18 protein-coding genes are annotated in these 20,236 nt (G+C 71.0%); 2 read left to right on the plus strand and 16 right to left on the minus strand.

Annotated elements, in window-relative coordinates:
* Positions 1-24 precede the first annotated feature (24 nt).
* On the minus strand, positions 25-912 hold the full coding sequence (locus tag LO762_RS08985) for an oxidoreductase (RefSeq protein WP_230613952.1): 888 nt from the start codon (positions 910-912) through the stop codon (positions 25-27).
* Positions 913-994: 82 nt separating this feature from the next.
* Here LO762_RS08985 and LO762_RS08990 point away from each other — a divergent pair, with 82 nt between their 5' ends.
* Together LO762_RS08990 and LO762_RS08995 are read left to right on the plus strand one after the other, a co-directional pair.
* A complete protein-coding gene (locus tag LO762_RS08990) occupies positions 995-1,639 on the plus strand; it encodes a TetR/AcrR family transcriptional regulator (protein WP_230613953.1) in 645 nt (214 codons plus the stop codon).
* Between the two features lie 60 nt (positions 1,640-1,699).
* Positions 1,700-2,440, plus strand: coding sequence for a hypothetical protein (locus LO762_RS08995; protein ID WP_230613954.1), 741 nt, complete (start codon positions 1,700-1,702; stop codon positions 2,438-2,440).
* A gap of 22 nt (positions 2,441-2,462) precedes the next feature.
* Here LO762_RS08995 and LO762_RS33865 read toward each other — a convergent pair whose 3' ends face one another.
* The 15 genes from LO762_RS33865 to LO762_RS09065 all read right to left on the minus strand — a co-directional run bounded on the left by LO762_RS33865 (position 2,463) and on the right by LO762_RS09065 (position 20,085).
* Positions 2,463-2,681 (minus strand): aldehyde dehydrogenase family protein, encoded by a 219-nt coding sequence (locus LO762_RS33865; RefSeq protein ID WP_374201547.1) that lies wholly within the window; start codon positions 2,679-2,681, stop codon positions 2,463-2,465.
* Between the two features lie 305 nt (positions 2,682-2,986).
* Entirely contained in the window at positions 2,987-3,202 is a 216-nt protein-coding gene (locus LO762_RS09000; RefSeq protein WP_230613956.1) for a helix-turn-helix domain-containing protein, read from the minus strand.
* A gap of 519 nt (positions 3,203-3,721) precedes the next feature.
* Positions 3,722-5,170, minus strand: coding sequence for an aldehyde dehydrogenase family protein (locus tag LO762_RS09005; RefSeq protein WP_230613958.1), 1,449 nt, complete (start codon positions 5,168-5,170; stop codon positions 3,722-3,724).
* Between the two features lie 11 nt (positions 5,171-5,181).
* Positions 5,182-6,039: a hypothetical protein gene (locus LO762_RS09010; RefSeq protein WP_230613960.1), complete on the minus strand. Its 858-nt coding sequence runs from the start codon at positions 6,037-6,039 to the stop codon at positions 5,182-5,184.
* The gene (locus LO762_RS09015) at positions 6,036-7,352 is read right to left on the minus strand and encodes an MFS transporter (RefSeq protein WP_230613962.1); all 1,317 of its coding nucleotides are present in this window, start codon (positions 7,350-7,352) and stop codon (positions 6,036-6,038) included. The genes LO762_RS09010 and LO762_RS09015 overlap by 4 nt, the downstream gene beginning before the upstream one ends.
* A gap of 5 nt (positions 7,353-7,357) precedes the next feature.
* Positions 7,358-7,732: a hypothetical protein gene (locus LO762_RS09020; protein ID WP_230613964.1), complete on the minus strand. Its 375-nt coding sequence runs from the start codon at positions 7,730-7,732 to the stop codon at positions 7,358-7,360.
* A complete protein-coding gene (locus tag LO762_RS09025) occupies positions 7,729-8,973 on the minus strand; it encodes a glutamate synthase-related protein (RefSeq protein WP_230613966.1) in 1,245 nt (414 codons plus the stop codon). The genes LO762_RS09020 and LO762_RS09025 overlap by 4 nt, the downstream gene beginning before the upstream one ends.
* Positions 8,970-9,974 carry an asparagine synthetase A gene (locus LO762_RS09030; protein ID WP_230613968.1) on the minus strand — a complete coding sequence of 335 codons (1,005 nt, stop codon included), beginning with the start codon at positions 9,972-9,974 and terminating at the stop codon, positions 8,970-8,972. Before LO762_RS09030 ends, LO762_RS09025 begins: the two co-directional genes overlap by 4 nt.
* A 166-nt stretch (positions 9,975-10,140) precedes the next feature.
* Complete coding sequence (locus LO762_RS09035) at positions 10,141-11,979, minus strand: thiopeptide-type bacteriocin biosynthesis protein (RefSeq protein WP_230614471.1); 1,839 nt, start codon at positions 11,977-11,979, stop codon at positions 10,141-10,143.
* Entirely contained in the window at positions 11,877-13,271 is a 1,395-nt protein-coding gene (locus LO762_RS09040; RefSeq protein WP_230613969.1) for a lanthionine synthetase C family protein, read from the minus strand. Before LO762_RS09040 ends, LO762_RS09035 begins: the two co-directional genes overlap by 103 nt.
* Positions 13,268-16,288: a lantibiotic dehydratase gene (locus LO762_RS09045; RefSeq protein WP_230613971.1), complete on the minus strand. Its 3,021-nt coding sequence runs from the start codon at positions 16,286-16,288 to the stop codon at positions 13,268-13,270. Before LO762_RS09045 ends, LO762_RS09040 begins: the two co-directional genes overlap by 4 nt.
* A 70-nt stretch (positions 16,289-16,358) precedes the next feature.
* Positions 16,359-16,553, minus strand: coding sequence for an FxLD family lanthipeptide (locus LO762_RS09050; protein WP_230613973.1), 195 nt, complete (start codon positions 16,551-16,553; stop codon positions 16,359-16,361).
* A gap of 13 nt (positions 16,554-16,566) precedes the next feature.
* Entirely contained in the window at positions 16,567-17,838 is a 1,272-nt protein-coding gene (fxlM, locus tag LO762_RS09055) for a methyltransferase, FxLD system (protein WP_230613975.1), read from the minus strand.
* A gap of 149 nt (positions 17,839-17,987) precedes the next feature.
* Entirely contained in the window at positions 17,988-18,566 is a 579-nt protein-coding gene (locus tag LO762_RS09060; protein WP_230613977.1) for a GNAT family N-acetyltransferase, read from the minus strand.
* Positions 18,567-18,576: 10 nt separating this feature from the next.
* On the minus strand, positions 18,577-20,085 hold the full coding sequence (locus tag LO762_RS09065) for a hypothetical protein (protein WP_230613979.1): 1,509 nt from the start codon (positions 20,083-20,085) through the stop codon (positions 18,577-18,579).
* Between the last annotated feature and the right edge of the window lie 151 nt (positions 20,086-20,236).

Below are 20,236 nucleotides of genomic sequence, written 5' to 3' on the forward strand. Positions count from 1 at the left end.
TTGGGAAGAGGGGCGCCTTGGCGGTTAGACGGGGAAGGGGATGCCGGTGAGTTTTTCGGAGGTCTCCCAGAGGCGGCGGGCGGTGTTGGGGTCGGTGGCGGAGCGGACGGGGCGGACGAGCTTCGGGTGGCCACGGCTTTCGGCGATGCCGTCGGGGCCGTAGAAGGAGCCGCCCTCGACGTCCGGGGCGGTGGCGGCGTAGAGCTGGTTGAGGGCGCCCTTGCTGACGTGCTGGGCGAGGAGCAGGTTGCCGATGCGGCCGCCCAGGTTGATGATGCCGGTCGGGCCCGAGGTCTGGAGGTTGGTCGCCGCGTAGCCGGGGTGCGCGAGAGTGCTGACGACGGGGCTGCCGGACGCGCGCAGCCGCCGGTCCAGCTCCAGGCCGAACAGCACGTTCGCGAACTTCGACTGGGCGTAGGCGCGGGCCGGTGAGTAGGAGCCGGTGGCGCCCAGGTCGTCGAAGTCGATGCGGCCCCGGCGGTGCAGGCTGGAGCTGACCGTGACGACCCTCGGCGCGGAGCCCTCCCGCAGCACCGGGTACAGCAGCGCCGTCAGCGCGAAGTGCCCGAGGTGGTTGGTGCCGAACTGGAGCTCGAACCCCTGCGCGGTGGTGCCGCGCGGCGTCATCATCACGCCCGCGTTGTTGACGAGCACGTCGGCGCGCTCGACCCCGGCGGCGAACCGGGCGACGGAATCCAGGTCGGCGAGGTCCAGCGTGCGGACCTTCACCTCGCCGGGCAGGCCCGCGGCTGCCGCCCTGCCCTTCTCCGGGTCGCGCGCCGTCATGATCACCCGCGCGCCGTGCTCGGCGAGCCGCCGCGCCGTCTCCAGCCCCAGGCCGCTGTTGGCGCCGGTGACAACGAAGGTACGACCGGTCTGATCAGGAATGTCAACTGCCGTCCACTTAGCCATGTGCCTCATCATGCCCATCTTGGCACTGAGTGTCAACTCTTGCATTGAGGGGCACGTCTGGCATGGTTGATACAGTTCCAGGGTGATCTGGAAGTCCGAGCCGCCCAGCATCGCCGAGCGCAAACGCCGGGCCGTCCGGCAGGAGCTCGGCGAGGTGGCGCTGAAACTGCTCGCCGCGCACGGCTTCGAGGGCACCACGATCGACCAGATCACCGAGGCCGCGGGCTGCTCCCGCCGCACCTTCTTCCGCTACTTCAAGTCCAAGGAGGACGTGATCATCGAGGTCCTCAGCGACCTCGGCGACCTCGTCGTCACCGCCCTCCGCACCCGCCCCGCCGACGAGCCCCCACTGGACGCCGTCCGCGCCGCCCTCCAGGCATCCCTACCCGTCCTCACCGCGAACCCCCACAAATCCGCCGCCCTAGTCCGCCTGGTCCACGACACCCCCGCCCTCCACGCCCGCCACCTACACCGCCAACAGGACCTCGAAACCGCCCTGACCGCCGAACTCGCCACCCGCGAGAACGCCCCCCCGGACGACCTCCGCCTACGCCTCACCGCCGCCACCGCCCTCAAGATCTACGACCTGGTCCTCCCCCGCTGGGCCAGAACCAACGGCCAAGCCGACCTCTCCGCCCTGCTGGACGACGCCTTCACCCTCCTCGACGGCCCCTCCGCCACCCCGGTGGCCGACCCGCACGACAAGCCGCGCCCTGGGCCCGGGTGACGGCCCGGGCCCGGGGCGCGATCGCGGCTTGCGCGCCACCGAGATCGTTACCATGTGCGCATGTCATGTCACCCAATGCCGTTCGGCTGGAGGCGGTCGGCGGCCGTCGTGCTCGGTACTGCCCTGCTCACCGTCACCGCCACGGGCGCGCCGGTCCGCGCCGGCCACCCGCCCCTGTTGTCGCCCGCACTCGACGACACCCTTGTCCATCTGCTCCTGAGCAAAGGAGACAACCTCGTCGAAAGCGACTGTAGGCAGCTCCAGGAGCCGATCGTCGCCGAGTGCGTCGACCTGATGAAGAAACTCCTCGCGCTCCAGGTCGAGGACGAGAAGGCCGAACAGGTCAAGTGGGAGCAGCAGCAGGCCGAGGACCGCAAGATCGCGCCGGCGCTGGCCGTCGCCAAGAAGGGACCGAAGGAGACGTGCAGCGTCTCGACCGACAGCCGGGGCTCGGGCAAGTCCGTCGTGTGGTCGTTGTGCCTGAAGACCAGCGGCCACAAGCACGGCAGCTTCGAGACCGGATGCTGGGGCGGAACCATCCTCTGGTCGCGTCAGAAGTGCTCGGTCCACGGCCGCTACAAGCTGCACAAGGACGGCAAGCTCATCAAGGCCGCCTACTTCGGCGGTTCGGGCGACCCCGACGGCCAGCTCCTCCTGGCCGACCGGTTCACCTTCAGCTGCGACGGCCCCGGCAAGTACACGTTCTCCGTCACCGATCTCGACTTCACCGTGGGCGGCGGCCTGTCTCGCGGCTCCTTCAAGGTTCCGGCCGGAGGCTCCATCTCCCGTCAGGGATGCTGACGCCCGCCTCGGCGGGAACGGGTCAGGAGGACGGGATGAGTGTGGTCTTGAGGCGAGTGAAGGCTTGGATGCCTTCGGGGCCGCCTTCGTAGCCGTAACCGCTGTCGAGGCGGCCGGAGAGCGGGGAGGCGGGGTCGGCGCCGGTGGCGAGGTTGAGACAGACTCGGCCCGCGTTGAGACGGGGGGCGAGGGTGCGGATGTGTGCGGGCCGTTCCCCACCAGCCCGAGTAACGGTCCGGATTCGGTGGGGTGGCCCCCTGCCATGGCTCCCCGCTCTTGGCCGACCACTACATCAGGAGCGTCCCGATCTGCTAACGCATGTTCTTGACCTCTGGCACGTTCCGCCACCGTGCGGAGAGGGCGACGATCTCCGCGAGATATCCGTGCAAACGAGCCGATGAGACCAAGGGCGCAATGTGCACCAGCGGTCCGGTCAATTCCACAGCGGTGATCGGCTGAGAAGATCGCAGCGCGTCTCGGTACGGGCTGTCGGTGGCGGTCGGCACAAAGCCACGGTCGCCACCTTGGTGATGAACTCGCGTCGCTTCACTGCCGCCCATCGGGTTTGCGGCGTATGACCAGTTCATAGCCTATGCGTCCCAGCATGTCCGAAAGCTGGTTGAAGCGGATATCTTGCTTCCCATCGAGCACAAGAGACACCCAAGCCTCGGTCCGCCCCCATGCCTTGCCCAGGTCCGCTTGGGTCCACCCCTTGTCTTTCATGATCGCTTGGACCAGTTCGGGGAGATTCCTGATTTCCATGGGGCGAGACTACAAGAGGCCCCCAGATATGCCCAGGTCCGTATAAGCACTTCTTGTACGGCCCTGGCTGTCAATCACGCGCCCTAATGAGGATCGGTGGCGATCGCCACGAATCGAGCTGAGATCGCCGGGGCGGGCCGACCTGAGTCACAACCCGGAAATCGGAACAAACGGGTGCAAAAGGGTGCGATCCCCTCCGCCGCCGAGCTGGCCACCAACGCATGCGCCGCCACGCCCGAAGAACGATGCCCAGCATGTCCGTAAGGCAGATACCACGGCATTTCTGATCTTTTGGTGCGAGGAAATTGTGTGCATATGTCTATGTCTGTTATGAATCTGGTCCGGTGGGGAGAGGTGCCGTACATCACGGCGTGGTCGTCGGAAGAGATTGCCTGTCGCGTTGATGGTTCGCGGCGGGCGGATCGCCTATGCCGATGAGAGGGCGGGGGATCGTGATGGTGCGTGCGGCAGCGGCGGGCGATGGGTGAGTTGCTGTGCCGCGTGACCGTTGGCGGTGGGTCAGGGGGATGGGGTGAGGGTGGTTTTCAGGCGGGTGAAGGCTTGGATGCCCTCGGGGCCGCCTTCGTAGCCGTAGCCGCTGTCGAGGCGGCCGGAGAGGGGGGAGGCGGGGTCGGCGCCGGTGGCTAGGTTGAGGCAGACTCGGCCCGCGTTGAGGCGGGGGGCCAGGAGGCGGACGCGGGCGGGGTCGCCGAAGAGGAAGGCGCCCAGGGCGTAGGGGGTGGTGTTGGCCAGGGCTACGGCCTCGTCCTCGGTGGTGAAGGTCTGGACGGGGGCCAGCGGGCCGAACGGTTCCTCGGTGAGGATCCGGGCGTCGGGCGGGAGGTCGGTGAGGACCGTCGCCGGGTAGTACCAGCCGGGGCCCGGCGGGATCGTGCCGCCTGCCCGGAGTGTCGCGCCGCGCGCTACGGCGTCGTCGACCAACGTGTGGACCTCGGTGCGGCGGGAGGCGGTGTGCAGGGGGCCTAGGGTGCCGCCGGGGTCGCGGTCCAGGGTCGGGAGGGCGGCGAGCAGCAGCGCGACGAACCGGGCGGCGACGGGCTCGGCGACGAGGAAGCGGCTGGGGGCGGCGCAGCTCTGTCCGGCCGAGCCGAACTTCATCGGGACGAGGGCGGCGACGGCGGCGTCAAGGTCGGCGTCCGCGGTGATGATCGCGGGCGCGTGGCCGCCGAGTTCCAGCACGCACGACGCGAGGGTCTCGGCCGCGGCGGCGGCGACGAGCCGTCCGGTGCGCGTCGCACCCGTGAAGCTCACCGTGCGGAACTCCGGCCGCCGCACCAGCGCGGACGCCCCGGCCGGCGTCGTGAACACGACCTGGAGGACGTCCTCGGGCACACCCGCGGCGTGCGCGGCGGCGACGAACGCCCGGACCATCGACGGCGCCGTCTCCGGCGCCTTGACCACCACCGGGCAGCCCGCGACAAGCGCGGCACCCGCCTTACGCGCGGTGACGACCGCCGGGAAGTTCGACGGCACGATCGCCAACGCCGGACCCGCCGGTTCCGCCGTCACCTCCCGACCCGGCCCGGCACCCGACGCGGAAGCAAGAGCAAGCGCGGAGCCCGCCGATTCCATCGCCGCCTCCCGGGACGGGCCGAGATCGGCCGCAGGAACGCGGGTCAGCGCGGGGGTGGGGGTGAGGGCGGCTTGGGCGTTTTGGGCTATCCACTCCAGGGTTTCGGAGGTTCGGGCTAGTTCGGCTTGGGCTTCGGTGGGGGTTTTGCCGGTTTCGCGGGTGAAGGCGGGCACGAGCGAGGGGGCCCGCTCGGCCAGTACGCGGGCCGTCGCGGCGAGCAGGGCGGCGCGGTGGGCCAGAGGGACGGCGGCCCAGGAGGCGGCGGCCAAGGCGGCGCGCTGGGCCGTCCCCCCGACGGCGTCCTCCGGGAGCAGCGCGATCTGGTCGATCACGCCGCCGGTGCGGGGGTCGTGTACTGGCGCGAGCGGGGTCATCACGGTCCTCACTAGCTCCAGGTGACGACGGTGCGGTCGTCGACGAAGCCGAGCATGGCGGCGAGGGTGGTGCGGGTCTGGGTGGCGGCGGTGTTCGGCTCGACGGCGTGGACGTGCGCGCCGTTGAACACGTACACGTCGCCGGTGCGGACCTCGACCCACTGGGACTCGTAGCCGGTCAGCGTCTCCAGCGGGTACGGCGAGCCGGTGAACTCGACGCCCAGCGCGCGCTTGCTCTCGACGTCGGGCTTGACGTTCCAGTAGACGAGCCGGCCGCCTTCGCTGTCGTTCTCCAGGCAGATGTTGAGCGCGGCGACCTGGTGGTCCACCACGTGGCGGCGCTCGAAGTCGGCCATCTGCGGGTCGGCGCACTGGGAGTCGTCGTCGTGCGGGTCGAGCGCGAAGACCCCGGCGCCGTGCCACGAGCGCAGCAGCGCGATCGCGGCGGAGCCCCCGTCGTGCTGGGCGGGACGGACGACCGCGCCCTCCCGGGCCAGGGCGGCGCCGAGTCCGGTGTAGAACTGCTTCATCGGGTCGCCCGGCACGTCGAGCAGCTCGCGCAGGATCGGGTTGACCTGCTCGGACTCGGCGATGTACTGCGCGGTCGGCTTGTTCCAGGAGTAGGCGCCGAGGTAGAAGCCGGGCGCCTCGACCCCGCGCACCCGGCGGTGGGTGTTGGCCCAGAACCGGTCGGCGACGGCGTCGCAGACGTCGCGGGGCACCATGCCGCGGAACATGACGATCGCGGCGCGGCCGTGCAGGACGTCGAGGACCGCGTCGGGGTCGTAGCCGTCGTACTCGCGGATCTTGAAGTAGTCGGGGGAACCGGACCATCCGGTGAGCGGGCGGGCCTGCAGGGCGTTGTTCATCGGACCTTCTCCATTTCGCGTGCGTTTTCCGGTGCGGTCGGGGCCGTGCCGTCGTCCGGCTCGGCGGTGTCGGCTGCGGTGTCCGTGGGCGGCTCGTCGGCCTGGACGGGCGAGCGCAGCGCCAGCACCGCCGCGACGGGCCCGATGAGCGCGACGGCCCCGCACACCAGCCAGGTGGTGGTGAGCCCGAGGACGAGGGAGAGCCCGCCGAACACCGCGACCGAGGCGGGCGCGGTGGCGATCCCGGCGAGCGAGAGCGTGGACATCGCGGCGCCCATCCGGGAGCGCGGCGCGGCCTGCTGGTAGAGCGTGACGATCGCGGGCCCGTTGAAGCCGGACAGGACGCCGACGGCGAACCCGACCGCCGACAGCGCCAGCACCGTCGGCATGAGCGCCATCGCGGCGATTCCGATGGCGATGCCGACGCCGCTGGCGACGAGCCGGATCCAGAGCGGGATGCGGTGCGCGTACATCGCCCCGGCGAGGCCCGTCAGCAGGGCTCCGGCGCTGAACGCGGCGACGGCGATGCCGATCGTCTGCACGCCCCAGCCCCGGTCCTCCACGAGCAGCGGCAGCGCCACTTCGACGGGCCAGCCGAAGGACATGTCGAGGCAGAAGGCGCAGACGAACAGCCAGCGCAGGCGGGCGTTCCCGGCCAGGAGCCGGACGCCGTCGCCGGAGCGGCGCAGCAGGCTCTCGCCCTGCTGCGGCGGCGGCTTGGGGAACCCTCGGGTGACGTACACGAGGGTCCCGAAGGAGACGGCGCACGTCAGGCTGACGAGGGCGAGCGCGTGCCACACGTGCCCGGCGCCGATCAGGATGGCGCCGAACGGGGTGCCGACGATAGGCGAGAGCCGCAGGACCGTCGAGTAGAGCGAGTTGGCGCGGGCGAGGTCGTCGCCCTCGGCGAGTTCGGGCAGCAGCGAGCCGAACGACGGGCTTCCGAGCCCGAGCAGCGCGCCTTCGACGGCGGCGATCAGCACGAGCGGCCAGAAGGTGTCCGTCAACGCGAGGGTGACGGCGCCGCCCGCCAGCAGGACAGTCCGGGCCGAAGTGGTGCGTAGCAGGACGAACCGAGGCCCGTGCAGGTCCGCGAACGCGCCGCCGAAGATGAGGGCGAGCGCACGCGGCACCGCGGCGGCCAGGCTGAGCAGGGTGATGGCGCCCGCGCCGCCGTGCTGGACGGCCGTCCAGGCGAGCGCGACGAGGAGGGCGTAGTCGCCGGTCAGAGCGAGGCCCTGGCCTAGGACGAGGGCGAGGAGTCTGCGCCGGGGGGACGCGGGCGCGGGGTCGAGGGCGGCTTGGGTCGCCATGGGGGTCACCTGTTCCGGTCGGGGAGCTGACGGGGGCCGTGGTCGCCGCGCTGCGGCAGGAGCATCCAGGCGCTGCCCCGGCCGCCGCGCAGCGCGCTGGCGACGGCATGGGCGACCGCCTGGCTTTCGGTGGCCTCGGCGGCGCGGCAGCCACGGGGCAGGACGCCGTCGGAGGTGATCTCCGCGTGCCCGCCCAGGTAGCCGCGGCCGAGCGTGGACAGCGTCCTGGCCATGGCCCGGATCGCCATCGCCCGGTGCGGGGAGGTCGTGAGGAGCGGCACGTCGGACGGGGTGAAGCGGGCGTGCACGGAGCGGGCGGCCGGGGTCCGGACGGTCGGGTCGACCGTGCACCAGCGGGCCGCTGACGGTGAACGTTTCACTGGCGGTCTCCGATCGGGACGCGGGGCGCGGGCAGGGGCTCGTCGGGCGTCCACAGGTCCTCGGGGGCGAGCGCGGCGACGTCGTACTTGCCCAGCGCGCTGATGAGCAGCCGTGCTTCGGCGGCCAGGCAGGCGGCGAGCCTTTCGAGGCCGTGGTCGGGGTCCTCGTCCACGGCGAGCAGGGCGGCGCGGCCGAGCCCGGCGGCGCGGGCGCCGAGCGCCAGGGCGCGGACGACGCGGGCGCCCTCCCACATGCGTCCGGACGCGAGCAGGCAGCCGCCGGGGGTGCCGATCCGGCGTAGGCACTCGGCGAGAGGCAGGCCGACGTGGGTGAGGAACGCGTGCGGCGCCCAACCGGTGCCGCCCTCGGCGCCGTCCACGGTGACGGCGTCGGCGCCCGCCTCCCACGCGGTGCGGGCGGCGGCGGCCACGTCCCGGCCGGGCGGCAGCTTCACCCACACGCGGGCGCGCGGGTAGTTGTTGCGCATGAACTGGACCTGCCGCCGGACGATCTCCTCGGTGAAGGTGCCGGGGGTGGCGGTGCGCAGCTTGGCATCACCGCCCAGGACGTCGGAGACGGTGAAGGTCGCGGCGGCGCGGGCGCTCTCTTCGGGGCCGACGACGGTCATGCCGCCGAGTCCGGGCTTGGCGCCCTGGCCGATCTTCAGTTCGAAGCCGAGACGGCCCGCCCAGAGGAGGTCCTGGGAGGCGGGGTCGCTGTAGACGAGGTTCCAGACTTCGGCGTCGGCGTCCTCGGTGCTCTGCTGCACCACGACGCCGCCTTGCGCGGGGTCGCCTTCCTCTGTGTAAGCACGGATGCGGGCTATGAGCGGGGCGTCTGCCTTGCGGTAGCCGTGGACGGGCACCATGTTCTCGCCGATCACCATGGGGATGCCCAGGCGGGCGGCCTGACGGGCGGTGGCGACGCCCAGGTCGCCGCTTCCGGCGCGGGTGGAGCCGAACGCCGACAGGTAGAGCGGGAGGGACGAACTGAGGCCGCCGACGTCGGTGGTGAGATCCACGTCGTCGGGCATGGGCTCGCGGCCCAGGTCGATCAGCTTCTCCAGGCGCAGGGGCATGAAGACAGGGGGAACGATGCGGGTGCGATCGAGGGCGTCGGGGTGGCTGCCGAAGAGGGTGGTGCCGTAGTCGCGGGCCTCGGGGAAGGCGGCGGCGGTGCCCATGCGGGCTCGGGCGCGGACCTCCGCCTCCGGGAAGCCCGGCGCGGACAGGGCCGTCACGGGGCCACCACCCCGGGCAGCTTCGGATAGGCGCTGACCTGCCACACGGCGTCCAGGCCGGTGAGGAAGCGGACCAGCCGCTCGACGCCCATGCCGAAGCCCGCGCCGAACGGGATGCCGTCCTTGACGTTGCGCAGGTACCAGTCGTACTTCGCGGGGTTCTCGGCGCTCTCCCGCATCCGGGCGACCATGGTGCGGTAGTCGCTCTCGCGCTCGCTGCCGCTGACGAGCTCGCCGTAGCCGCCGTGCGCGATCAGGTCGAAGTTGCGCAGGGTGCCGGGGGCGTGCTCGTTCTCGCGGTCGTAGAAGCCGCGTGAGCCCTTCGGGTAGTCCGTGATGAAGAACGGGCGGGCGGTCTGCTCCGAGAGGGTCCGCTCCCCCGTCCAGTCGATCTCGGCGTCGGGGCTCTGCGGGTGGCCCTGGGCGCGGAGCTTGCTGACGGCTTCTTCGTGTTTGACGACGTCGAAGGGGCCTTCGAGGAGGGCTTTGAAGAACTCCTGGTCGCGGCCGAGGTCTTGCAGCACGTCGGGGACACGGGCGCAGACCGCCTGGACGACGTGCTGGAGCAGGCCCGTCGCGGTGGCCATGGCGTCCTCGCGGGTGGCCCCGGCGATCTCGACGTCGATCTGGTGGAACTCGACGAGGTGGCGTCCGGTCGTCGCGGTCTCCGGCGGCTCGATCCGAACATTCGGGGCAATAAAGAACAACCGCTCGAAGCCCCGCAGCGACACCTGCTTGTACAGGTACGCGCTCGTCATCAGCTTGTAGGTGTGCCCGTAGTAGTCCACGTCAAGGGGCTTCGCCCCCCGCCCGCCCGGGTCCGTGACCGGCCCCATCAACGGCGGCAGCAACTCCACAAACCCCTCGCCGCGCAGAAACTCCCGAGCCGCGTACAGCGCCTCCTGCTGCACCAACATCGCCGCCCCAAGCTCCGGCGTCCGCAGATGCTCCCCAAGCGGCAACGGCCCCTCCACCGCCACCCCGACCCTGTCCCGATCCATCACGCCTCCCAAGCGTCCGGACAACCACTCGTCGATCCCCTTCACGCTAAAAGCCCACCCCCCGCCCAACCGGAGCCCCAACCGGCAGAACCCCGGCAACTCCCCCCACCCCGCAACGCGACCAGAAAGCCGTCAGAACCCTCCGCCTCCGAGAATGCGGGGCATATCAGGTGCGGGTGAGGGCTGTGAGGGCTTGGGTGAGTGGTTCGGAGAGTGCTGTCAGGCTGGGGAGGACCGTTGGTGGTGGGGAGTCCAGGGCGGCGTGGTGGAGGAGATCGGACAGTGCTGTGCTGGTGTCGGGGGGAAGTGTCGCTGGGCAGGACGGGGTGGCGAGGGCGGCGCGGGCGGCGTAGGCGTCGTTGGCTGTCAGGATGTCGTCGGCAAGACGTCGCCAGAGTGGGGCGAGCAGTTCCGGTGGGCTGCCGAGTGCGTCCGCGACGTGGGTCAGGCGGACGTGCCAGAACGCGGACGACGGGTCGGTGTGTTCGCCGTTCGATGGGAGTTCGCGGATAAGTGCATCGACGTAGCTCGGGAGGTGGTCGTCCCTGGTTTCGGCATGGGTGTCGATGAGGGCGTGCAGGGCGAGACCGCAGGGGCTGCCGCGGTCGGCGGGGTGCGCGGAGTCGATGAAAGCGCGGGCCGAGTCGGTCCGGGCGGCTCGTAGCTCGGCGACGACGCGGGTCTGGCGGGCTTCGTGGAGGCGATCGGGGTCGGTGTCGTGGAGGGCGGCGTGTGCGGCGGCTCGGGACCAGTCTCCGGTGGCGGCGAGGGCCCTTGTACCGTCCTGGGCCAGGACTTCCCGGTACCAGGCCCGTGCCTCGGACGTGTCGGTGGTGAAGCCGTCCAGTGTGACGCGGGTGTTGTGGAGATCGATGCCGACCCCGTTGTTGAGTGTCCGGGCGATGCCGGTGAGCGCCTCGTACATGAGGTGGGGACGGCGGGCACGTCCGTGGAGGCGGGCGAGATTGACCAGGGGCTGGAGTGCCGCGATGGCCGCTCGGCCCGGCAGGGGCCAGAGTCGGCGCAGGACGTGGTGTTGCCGCCAGCACAGGTCGGCTGCCAGGCCGGGAAGGCCGCTGTCGGCGGCGATGAGGGCGGCCAGGTTCCAGGCGCCGCACGCGCGGTCGATCCGTTCCTCGGGGTCGGTGGCGTCCATGGCGGCGTCCGCGTGGTCGGCGACGCCGCGGAGCCGGTCGGCCAAGGGCGGGCAGATGAGCCGCGGTCGCGGGACAAGAGGGAAGAACCGGTAGACGCCGTCCGGCTGTGGGTGCTCGGAACGACGCCTCGCGGGTCTGTTCGGAGCGGTCGGAGCGGGGCCGAGCACGGCGCTGCGGGCAGCGTGGGCGAGGAGGCTCTGCTGGCGGAAGGCCAGGCCGAGCCGGTTCCAGTGGAAGAGGACGTGGTAGGCCAGGACCGACCTCAGGCCGCGTTCCAAGATCCCTTCGGCTGCCAGATCCGCCAGGGCACGGCCGCAGGTGAAGAACGCACGCGCCCACGGTGCGGCGTCGGCGAGCGGCCCCGAAGGCCCGAACGCGGCGCCCTCCGGACCGGCGTCGGTGCGCAGCAACGTGCCGACCGTCCCGGCGAGCCGGTCAAGTGCGCCTGCGCCGACGTCTTCAGGGAGCGGTCGTTCCGCCGCCGCCTTCGCCCAGACGTCACCCATCTCGTACGGTTCGAGCCGGGCACCCGCCAGCAGGGCGCCGCACAGCAGCATCGACAGTTCACGGGCACCGACCGGCAGATCCGCGCCCCTGCGGAGGACGGCGTGGCTGTCGGCCGCGAACAGGGTGTGCGCGGCGGTCATCGCGGCGGGACCACCGAACGCGGCCGTCTCAGGTTCGTAGCTCCCCGACCACCACCGGTCGAGAACGCCCGCATCGACAAATTTGTCGAGCGCACCGGTCAGGGCGTCGGCCGCGGAGCTGACGCGCAGCCGCCAGCCGGGGTGCTTGCGGATGAACCACCACGTACCGGGCCCGGCGGTGCCGTCCAGGACGGCGGCCATACGGCTGAAGGACTCCGCGGGGGCTTGGTCGGCGAAGCGGAGGAAGAACTGGCGCCAGTGTGCTTCGTGCGCGGCCGTAAGGCGAGCAGCAGGCATGTGTCCCATTCCGAGGAGGGTGGGTCGAAAGGCCGCTGAGCGGAGCTCAAAGCGAGGAAGGCTCCGGCGTCGCCATCGAGAAAGCCGGGCCCGTGCCCGCGCGGATCGGAGGCTCTACGTGCGAGCCGTCCGGCCAGCTGGGGAAGGAAGGACGTCAACGTGGGAGCGACGGCGTCCTCAGCGGCGCGTCGAACGGTCTGGTAGAGGCCGGCGGCACCGTGGCACAGGCCGGGATCCGTGACGAGTTCCTGCTGGGCGAAGTCCGCGAGGCAGGCTGCGAGCGCGTCCTCGTAGCGGTGCTGGACGGCCGGGTCCCCGATCGCCAGCGCGGCGAGTTGCCCGGCACGGGCGATGCCGGGAGTGCCGTAACACCAGCTCGGACGTCCAGGGCCGGTCTGCGACGGCCGCCCGAGCACGAGATCCCGACGGGTGATCCACTGCGGCCACCACAAGCTGTGGGGTCCGTCCTGTCGCCAGGAGTCGAGAAAGTCGAGGATCACGGCGATGGCCTCGGTGTGGCCGTCGACGGTGTGTCCGGCTCGGGCGGCGATGGCGAGCAGTGCGAGGGGCCCGGTCACGCCGTGCGCCATGCCGAGGTTGGCATGGCCTCCCGGATAGGAGGACGAGTTCCGGCGGTGCGGGTCGTGCCCCACCCACCAGCCCGGCAGCCAGACGTCCTGCTCACGGCGCGGACGCGTCAGGGCGACGAGTGACGTCAGGACCCGTTCGGTCGCGCCGCCGCCCGGATCGAGGCGCAGCAGCAGAGCACCGAGTCCGGCGAGTCCGAAGAACACGTCGTACTCCCGGAAGGTCGCCGGGATCCCGGCGGCGACCCGGGCCTGGAGCGCATCGGCACGTCTGTGCGCGATCGCGGCGAGCGGTCCGGCCGTGTCGGCGAGCCCACCGCCGTAGCGGGCGGTGGCGCGCAGGAGGAAGGCGACGGCGGGCAGTCCCTGGAACAGACCGGCGTCGTCGCCCGCGCTGACCGGACCACCCGCGCACGCGCGCCGGATCCATGCGTGCGCCTGCCGCCACGTCCCCGTGCCGAGCCGGGCTCGCTCGACGTGTACGAGAGCGATCCCGGTGGTTCCCTGGGCGAGCGAATGCGCCCACCACGGTTCATCGTCCGGAGCGGGTCCGGGCTGCGGAAGACGAGCCAGGCACGCCGCCGCGGCAGCTTCGACGGAGGCGCTCACGATCGGGACAGGCCGGGGTCGTGAAGCTCGCGGAGCGCCCGTGCCCGTGCGAGCCGCATCGTGGTCCGCTCGTGGTCGATGTCGCAGGCACGACGGTGGTGGCCACGCAGCAGCAGTGTCAGCATCGTCATCGGATCATCCCGTTCCGTCTCCAGCACGGCTCGATAAGCGCGCAGAGCGGCGGCCCGGTCCCGCCATGCCGCGGCGACCTCCTCCGGCACGACGAGACGCAGCGCGTGATCACGCAGGACGGGATCTACCCGCCCCCGGCGACCGGGCGGTCCATCCACCAGATGACGCCGTCCAGCGTCGGGAGCCCCGGCGAACGCGCACGCGAGATCCACCATGCTCACCGCGGCGACAGCGGCGGCCGGAATCCGCGCGCGAGCGGTGAAGGCGATCTGCGCGAGCACCGCGACGGTGTCCGCCGCGAACGCCGCGTAGGCGGCGTCAAGCGAACGCTCGGACCATCCGTACTGTCCCGGTTGTGCGCGGAAGGTCTCCAGCGTGACGTCGGACGCGAGGTTCCGGCGCACGAGGTCATCGACCCAGGACGTCAGCGCTTCGGCGGCCTCTCCGCGCGCCGACGGTGCGGACACAGGGAAGTGCAGGAGCAGTGCCGGCGGAGTGTCCGGCCTGCGCAGGTCCCGGTGGCGGACGAACCACCACCGTGGCGGAGATTCAGGAAACGCGGCGAGCAATCGAGGCACGTGAGCCGTCAGAAGCTCGTCCCATCGGGCCGGATGGCTCAGCAACCGGGCTTTGAGCACCGTCCTCCGGTCCCGGGGTTCTGCAACGTGCCGAACCGAGGAGAACCCGCCGCTCACGCGCTTCACGGGTGCGGAAGGTCGGCTGAGGCGTAGCGGGAGAAGGAGCTCGTGCGCACGGCCGATCCACCCGTTGTCCACCAGGTCCTCGTGAAGCTCCACTCGGGCGGCGGCACCCAGACGCGACCGCAGAAGGTGCCGGTGCAGCGGCCGGTCGACATCAAGGGGAAGTCGGCGGTCGTACTCGACGAGTACCACCTCGCGCGGGACGTTCCAGCCATGCCTCCAGCGTGCGAACGCCTCGTCCCATGTGCGCTGCGCGGCCGCTCGGCCGGGGAGCTCATCCGCCCGCAGGAGCCAGCGCGCCGGTGCCAGGATCGTACGGCGGAAGCGAACGCGCGGCAGATAGGGCAGCGTTTGGGCCGCGCCGAAGTGGAACCCGGCGTACAGGGCGCCGCGCGCCGTGGTGATCTCGGAGAGGAAGCGGGCGAGCGGAGGGATGTGCGTGGTGGCTTCCAGCGCGTTCGCCACCCTGATCTCCAAGCGGCGTCCGGACGGCTGATGGAGCAGGCGGAACCGATCTGAAGCCGCCACCACCGCGATGTCCGCGACCCCGAGCACCCGCGCCTCGCCCGCGTTCCCGGCGGAGACTCCCTCGCCCAACGGAATGAGGTGGTCGAGCAGCGGGACAGCGGCGGCCAACACGGCGTTGCCCCGACGGCGCGGCGGGCACGAGAGCTGCGCCGCGATGGCCCCAGGGTCGTCTGCCGTGAGGCTCGCGGCGAGTTCCGCACGCGCCTCGGCGGGCAGGAAGTGCGCGTGCCTGCCCGTCATGCTGCTGCCCGATCGAGGAGTGCCGGTCACCAGAAGAGCAAAACGGCCACGATCGATCTCCTCTCGCGAAGCGGCCTGGACCTGGACGCCGATCTCCGCCCGGTCGGGCCAGATCGGCTCCGCCCCCTCGTCGTCGGCGAGTTCACACACGAGGTCGTCGGTCAGCACCAGTTCACCGCCCTTGACGCCGATCTCCTGCACGAGCGCCAGGAGGCGTTCGTCGCGCGCGGTCAACACGCGCGGGGCGAGCGCCGCCGCGGCTCCCGCGTACCCTGCCGGGAAACCGAGGCCGCCGTCTCCGACGAGTTCCAGCACGGGTACGGGCCGATCCGTCCCGTACCGGTCGAGAAAGCGGGCGTGGTAGTCCCGCCAGGCGGCCGTCCCGAACGGGAACGGGGAGAGCCGACACAGGATGGCCGCCGCCCGCGCCGCCTCCCGTCCGACCTGTTCCGGCACCAGGACTGAGGCGTCCAGCACTGTGTCAGCCGTCAGACGCACCTGCTCCGAGCCCGCTCTCACGAATGCGTCCAGAGCGGCCGGGGCGTTCAGCGGAAGTTCGGGGACGAGGCCGTGACGCAGCGCGAGCAGTTCGTCGACCGTCCCGGCCAGTTCGGGCACGTCGTGCGCCGCCACGTCGCGAAGGACACCGCACACGTGGCCGAGCGCGTCAGGACCGCTCATCGGCGGGTTCAGGTCGCTGATCAGGAGATTGTGGGCGACGAGTTCCCGGAGGATGCCGTTGATCCGATCGCTCGACGCCTCGGGGAACGCCTCGGCGACGATCTTCGCCAGTTCACCGGCGCGCACCGGCGCGCGGGCCTTCGCCAGGGCGAGCCGCACCGGACGCGTCGCGCGCACCGACACCTCGACCGGTGCGAGCCCCGCGTCGACGGGGACGGGACCCGGGCCGACGAACTTGTCTCCGCGCACGGTCAGCGCGCCGTTCGCCGTGACGGTAAGACGTTCCAGCAGCGCGGGACATGCGTGGAGGCGCGCGACGACCTCACCGAGCCAGTGCGGGTCGGGCCGCCGGACCACCTGATGCCGATCGCCCCACCGCACAGCCGTCCGGCCGCGCCGGACGGTGCCGACCCCGGCGAAGAGGCCGAACGGAGTGGCCCGGTGCCGCCACCGCAGCAGGTAGGACGCGGTCGAGATGACCAGTCGGCGCAGGCGCCGTTGATCGGTCTCTCCGGAGTCGAGGTGATCCAGGGCGTCGAGCAGATCCGGACTGGCCATCGCCAGCGCCGCCCGCACCTCCGGGCGACGGCAGAGCCCGGTGAGCCAGGCCGCGCCACGGCGGAGATCTGCGGGGTCCGTCAAGTCCAGTTCGTCGGGCAGTTCGAGGTCGCCTGGCGCTGTGCTCGCGCGGAGCACTCCGCTGCCGGACCACCGGAACGTCAACTCAGGGGGCATGCTGTGGCCTCCGCGATCAGCACCCTGAGGGGCGGACGGCTCGGCTGCTCCCGCCCGCCCCCGGAGACGGTCAGGACAGGGCGTTCATCGCGGAGTTGCAGGCGCTGGAGCTACCGGAGCAGGTGTTGCCGCACCCGTCGTCGGTGGGGCACGGCGTCCTGCCGACCGGATCGAGCGTCACCAGCACCGTCACGTCGAGGTCGAACTCGTCGTCGAGGTCGGCCGGTTCGGCGAACGCGAGGCCGCCGGGGGAACGGTCGTACATGCGGTTCTCTCCTTCAGAGTGAGTCGGACTGTTCGGCACGGGTAGGCGTCGGCCAGGAGATCGAGACGCGCACGTGACGCTTGTTGATGACGCGGCCAGGAGGGATCAGGTCGTCGGGCGTGCCCGCGAGGTAGATCCGGTACCGGGGGCCCGGCCCGTGACGCTGTTCCCGGCCCCAGGTCCGCAGCTGTTCCGCGACGCGCTCGGCCAGATCGGCGGCCTCGGGGCCGTAGGCGTGAACGCCGTACTCCGCCGACCTGTCGACCGTGGTGGCGGTGCGGTGGACCAGGTAGGCGAGGTTCGGCCCGTCCACGACGGCCATCGCCATCGCCCGGTTGCCCGGGAACTCGACCACGCCGCTGTCCCTCTCGCGGTCGAGGGTCAGCCAGCAGAAGCCCGGCTGGGTGGTGGCCAACCACATCTGCACCGTGTCCAGGGGCTCGGTGTCGCCGATCGGCTGGCCGCTCCACACCTCGGTCCACGGCCCCTCGAACACCGTGTCCAGCGCCCCTGGCGACAGCGCGGAGTCGTGATCGTCGTCGTCGAACCGCAGGCTCACCTGGCCGCCGCGCAGAACGACGACCTTCGCCCGGTGGGCTCCTTCCCCCTGCATGGGCACGAACCCGAACAGCTTCGCCCCCACACTCACCAGGCCGCCGGTGATCGAGTCCTTGGCGAACGCGATCGTGCGGGACAAGCCGCGCATGCGCAGCGGAATCAGGAGCAGGCCGTCATCGGCGAGCTGGTCGATCCACGCAGGAGGGATGTCCCAGCTTCCGACCGTGACCAGGATCCGGTCGTACGGCGCCCCGTCCGGCACACCCGCCTCGGCGTCGCCCAGGACGACCCTGACGCGCGACCCGTATCCGTTCTCGTCGAGGAGACGGCTGGCCCGGTCGGTCACCCACTCGTCGATGTCGACGGTCGTCACCCGACCGTCGGAACCGACGAGCTCAGCGATCAACGCGGCGTTGTAGCCGCCCGAGCCGATCTCCAGCACGTTCGCGCCCGGCTCGATCCGCGTTTCGCTGAGCATGTAGGACTGGACGTGCATGTCCGACACCGAGCTGAGCGCGTTGCCGTGTTCGTCCCGCTTGGTCACCACCGCCGAGAACGGATCCCACGCCGACTCCGGGTCCACCTCGGGGATGAACAGGTGCCGCGACACCTGCCTGAACGCCTCCTCGACGTCCGCGGAGACGATGGTGCCCGCGGAGCGCAGTTCCGCGATGGCGGACTCGCGGAGCCCCTCGATGCCGGTTCGGTCGGTGGTCGTGTCGGTCACTGAGACTGTCCTCGTTCGTCGATGATCCGTGGTCGAGCCAGGAACCATGTAACCGGGTCGGCGAGATACCGTCACGGGGGCGCGGAGCATCTTCGCCATGCGTCAAGAAAGGTCGATGAGCTGCGGTTTTGGGCCCGCGCAGCGAAGATCTATACGTTGGATTCGACGGCCGTGACCTGCGTCCGCCATTCGTCTTCAAGGATCGAATGGACGATCGAGTCCCGCCAGGCGTCGCCGATCTTCAGATGATGGCGGATGCGTCCTTCTTCGATCATGCCGAGCTTGCGCATGAGCTGGTCGGACGCCGTGTTCTCCGGTGATCGAGCGCCCCAAAGCCGATGCAGGCCAAGGCCCTCGAAGCCCAGGCGAAGGAGAAGGCGCACGGTCTCCTCGCCCAGGCCCCGACCCCAGAGGTCGGCGCGGACCGCGAACCCGAGCTGGGCACTGGACTGACCGGGATGAGTGGAATCGACCGCAAGACGGGCGAAGCCGATGCATCTGCCGGTATCGGCGAACGCCACGGCCAGCGAGTACTCGGTACGCGGTTCCGCCCGTGCCGCGCGCGTCACGGTCTCGATGGTCCTGACTACCTGGCCGCGCTCACGCGGGTCGAAGGACAGGTGCTCGGTCACGACCGGATCGCCGTAGACGGCCAGGACAGCGTCAACGTCGTCCTCGGTGAACTCACGAAGGACGACCCGCTCGCCTGTGATCGTGACCGGGAACATGCCCTTGAGCCTAGCGTCCGGCCGGAAGAGCCGCGCTGACCGGGAATCGGCAGAAGTCCTCGATCTCCGTCTGGAAGCCCTTCACCAGGGTGTTCCCCCGGTACCGCGGACCACGCAGGGCGTGGTGGACCCGCATGACGCTGGCCGTGACGCCCCCGATCCGCTGCCCGGCGGGCAGATCGAGGACGGGGCGGATGGCCTCGGCAGCGCCTTCCACCTCCGCCCTGTTGGCCCGGGCGAGCGCCAGATCGGCTCGCGCCCCCGCCTCGTCGCTGAAGGACCTCTCGTGCGCCGGGGCGGCCTCATACGCGCGGATCGCGGCTTCGGCCGACCCCGCGACCTGATCGTCCGCGTTGGGCAGCCACACCTGGGTGTCGGCGACGTAGTAGAGCTGGCGGGGCAGGGGGAACGCCATGATCCCGCCGAGTTCGTCGAGCTCGTCACCGCGCACCGCGTCCCTCGCCCGCACCGCACGGACGATCGCTTCTTCCGCGCGCTCGGCGTCGCCGAGAACGGCCCAGGCACGGGCTTCCTGCGCGGGCAGCCACACCGAAGCGGTCCCGCCAGCCCGAGCGGCGGCCTCGATACCGAGTCCGGCGTAGCGGATCGCCTCGTTCGGCCAGCCCGCCCAGTAACCGATCATCGACTGGAGGCAGCGCGTCCAGGCGCGTAGCCCGTCGTGTCCGGCGTTGTCGGCGCACACATAGGCCGTACGGGCCTGCGTCATGGCGGCGTTCGGGTCGCCGAGGTCATGCGACGCCTTGGCGAGCATCCCCGACAGGGCTCCGGCCATCAGGTAGAGGTCGATGGTGTCCGATGGCCGCTGTCGTCCCTCCAGCAACCGGAACGCCACGTTCTGAAGGTCGATGAGATCTCCCAGGACGTCCGGCAGACCGTGCCGCGGATAGGCGTGCGCGACGCGCGTCACCTCCGAGCGGAGCTGCGCCAGCGTTTCCGGTCCGACGTTCGAACCCTCGACGGTGACGGCGAAGCTCAGCGCCCTGCGTGCGGCCATCTCAACCTGCCTTTCCAACGAATCATCCGTCGCCGTCCTCGGCCGCGCGTTCGACACGGACGTGGTCTCGGGGCTTTCACGCGGAACTCGACTCACGACCGGGGCGACGTTCGCGGGGGCGAAACCGGCGTCACAACGGATCAGCACCGCGCGTTCGCGTTCATCAAGGAGATCGAGCGTCACGGCGTCCATCAGCCGAAGCGGCCTTGTGCCGTACAGGCCCGCCAAGGTGATGATCTGCGTCGCGAGCGGGGTCCGCGCGCCCTCGGCGGGAAACGCTTCCAGCCGGGACAGCAACGGCTGGTCCATCACCGACCGCGGCGCCACGGCGGAGTACCGTTCCACGACCTCGGGCTGGGACAGCCCGCACGCCATCCGGTACGCCGCGAGCATCGACCCGCGCGTCAGATGACGGATCTCCGCCGCGATGTCGTCGACGTCCCGGCCCTGCTCGCTCATTCGCGACCGCAGCCGGTTCACGTCCCGCCTGCTCCAACCGCCCATCACGATCCCCTCGCGTACGGTTACCCGGTCCAGCGTCTCCACTCGACGCCGCCACGACAACCAGACAAAACCGGCACTGCCCGTCCCGGTGACATGGACGCGACGAACCTCGGTGCGTCCCCGCAGGTCACGGGCTTGTCCGCGGCATAGA

This window comes from Actinocorallia sp. API 0066 (assembly GCF_020991275.1).
In the GTDB taxonomy this organism is placed as follows: domain Bacteria; phylum Actinomycetota; class Actinomycetes; order Streptosporangiales; family Streptosporangiaceae; genus Actinocorallia.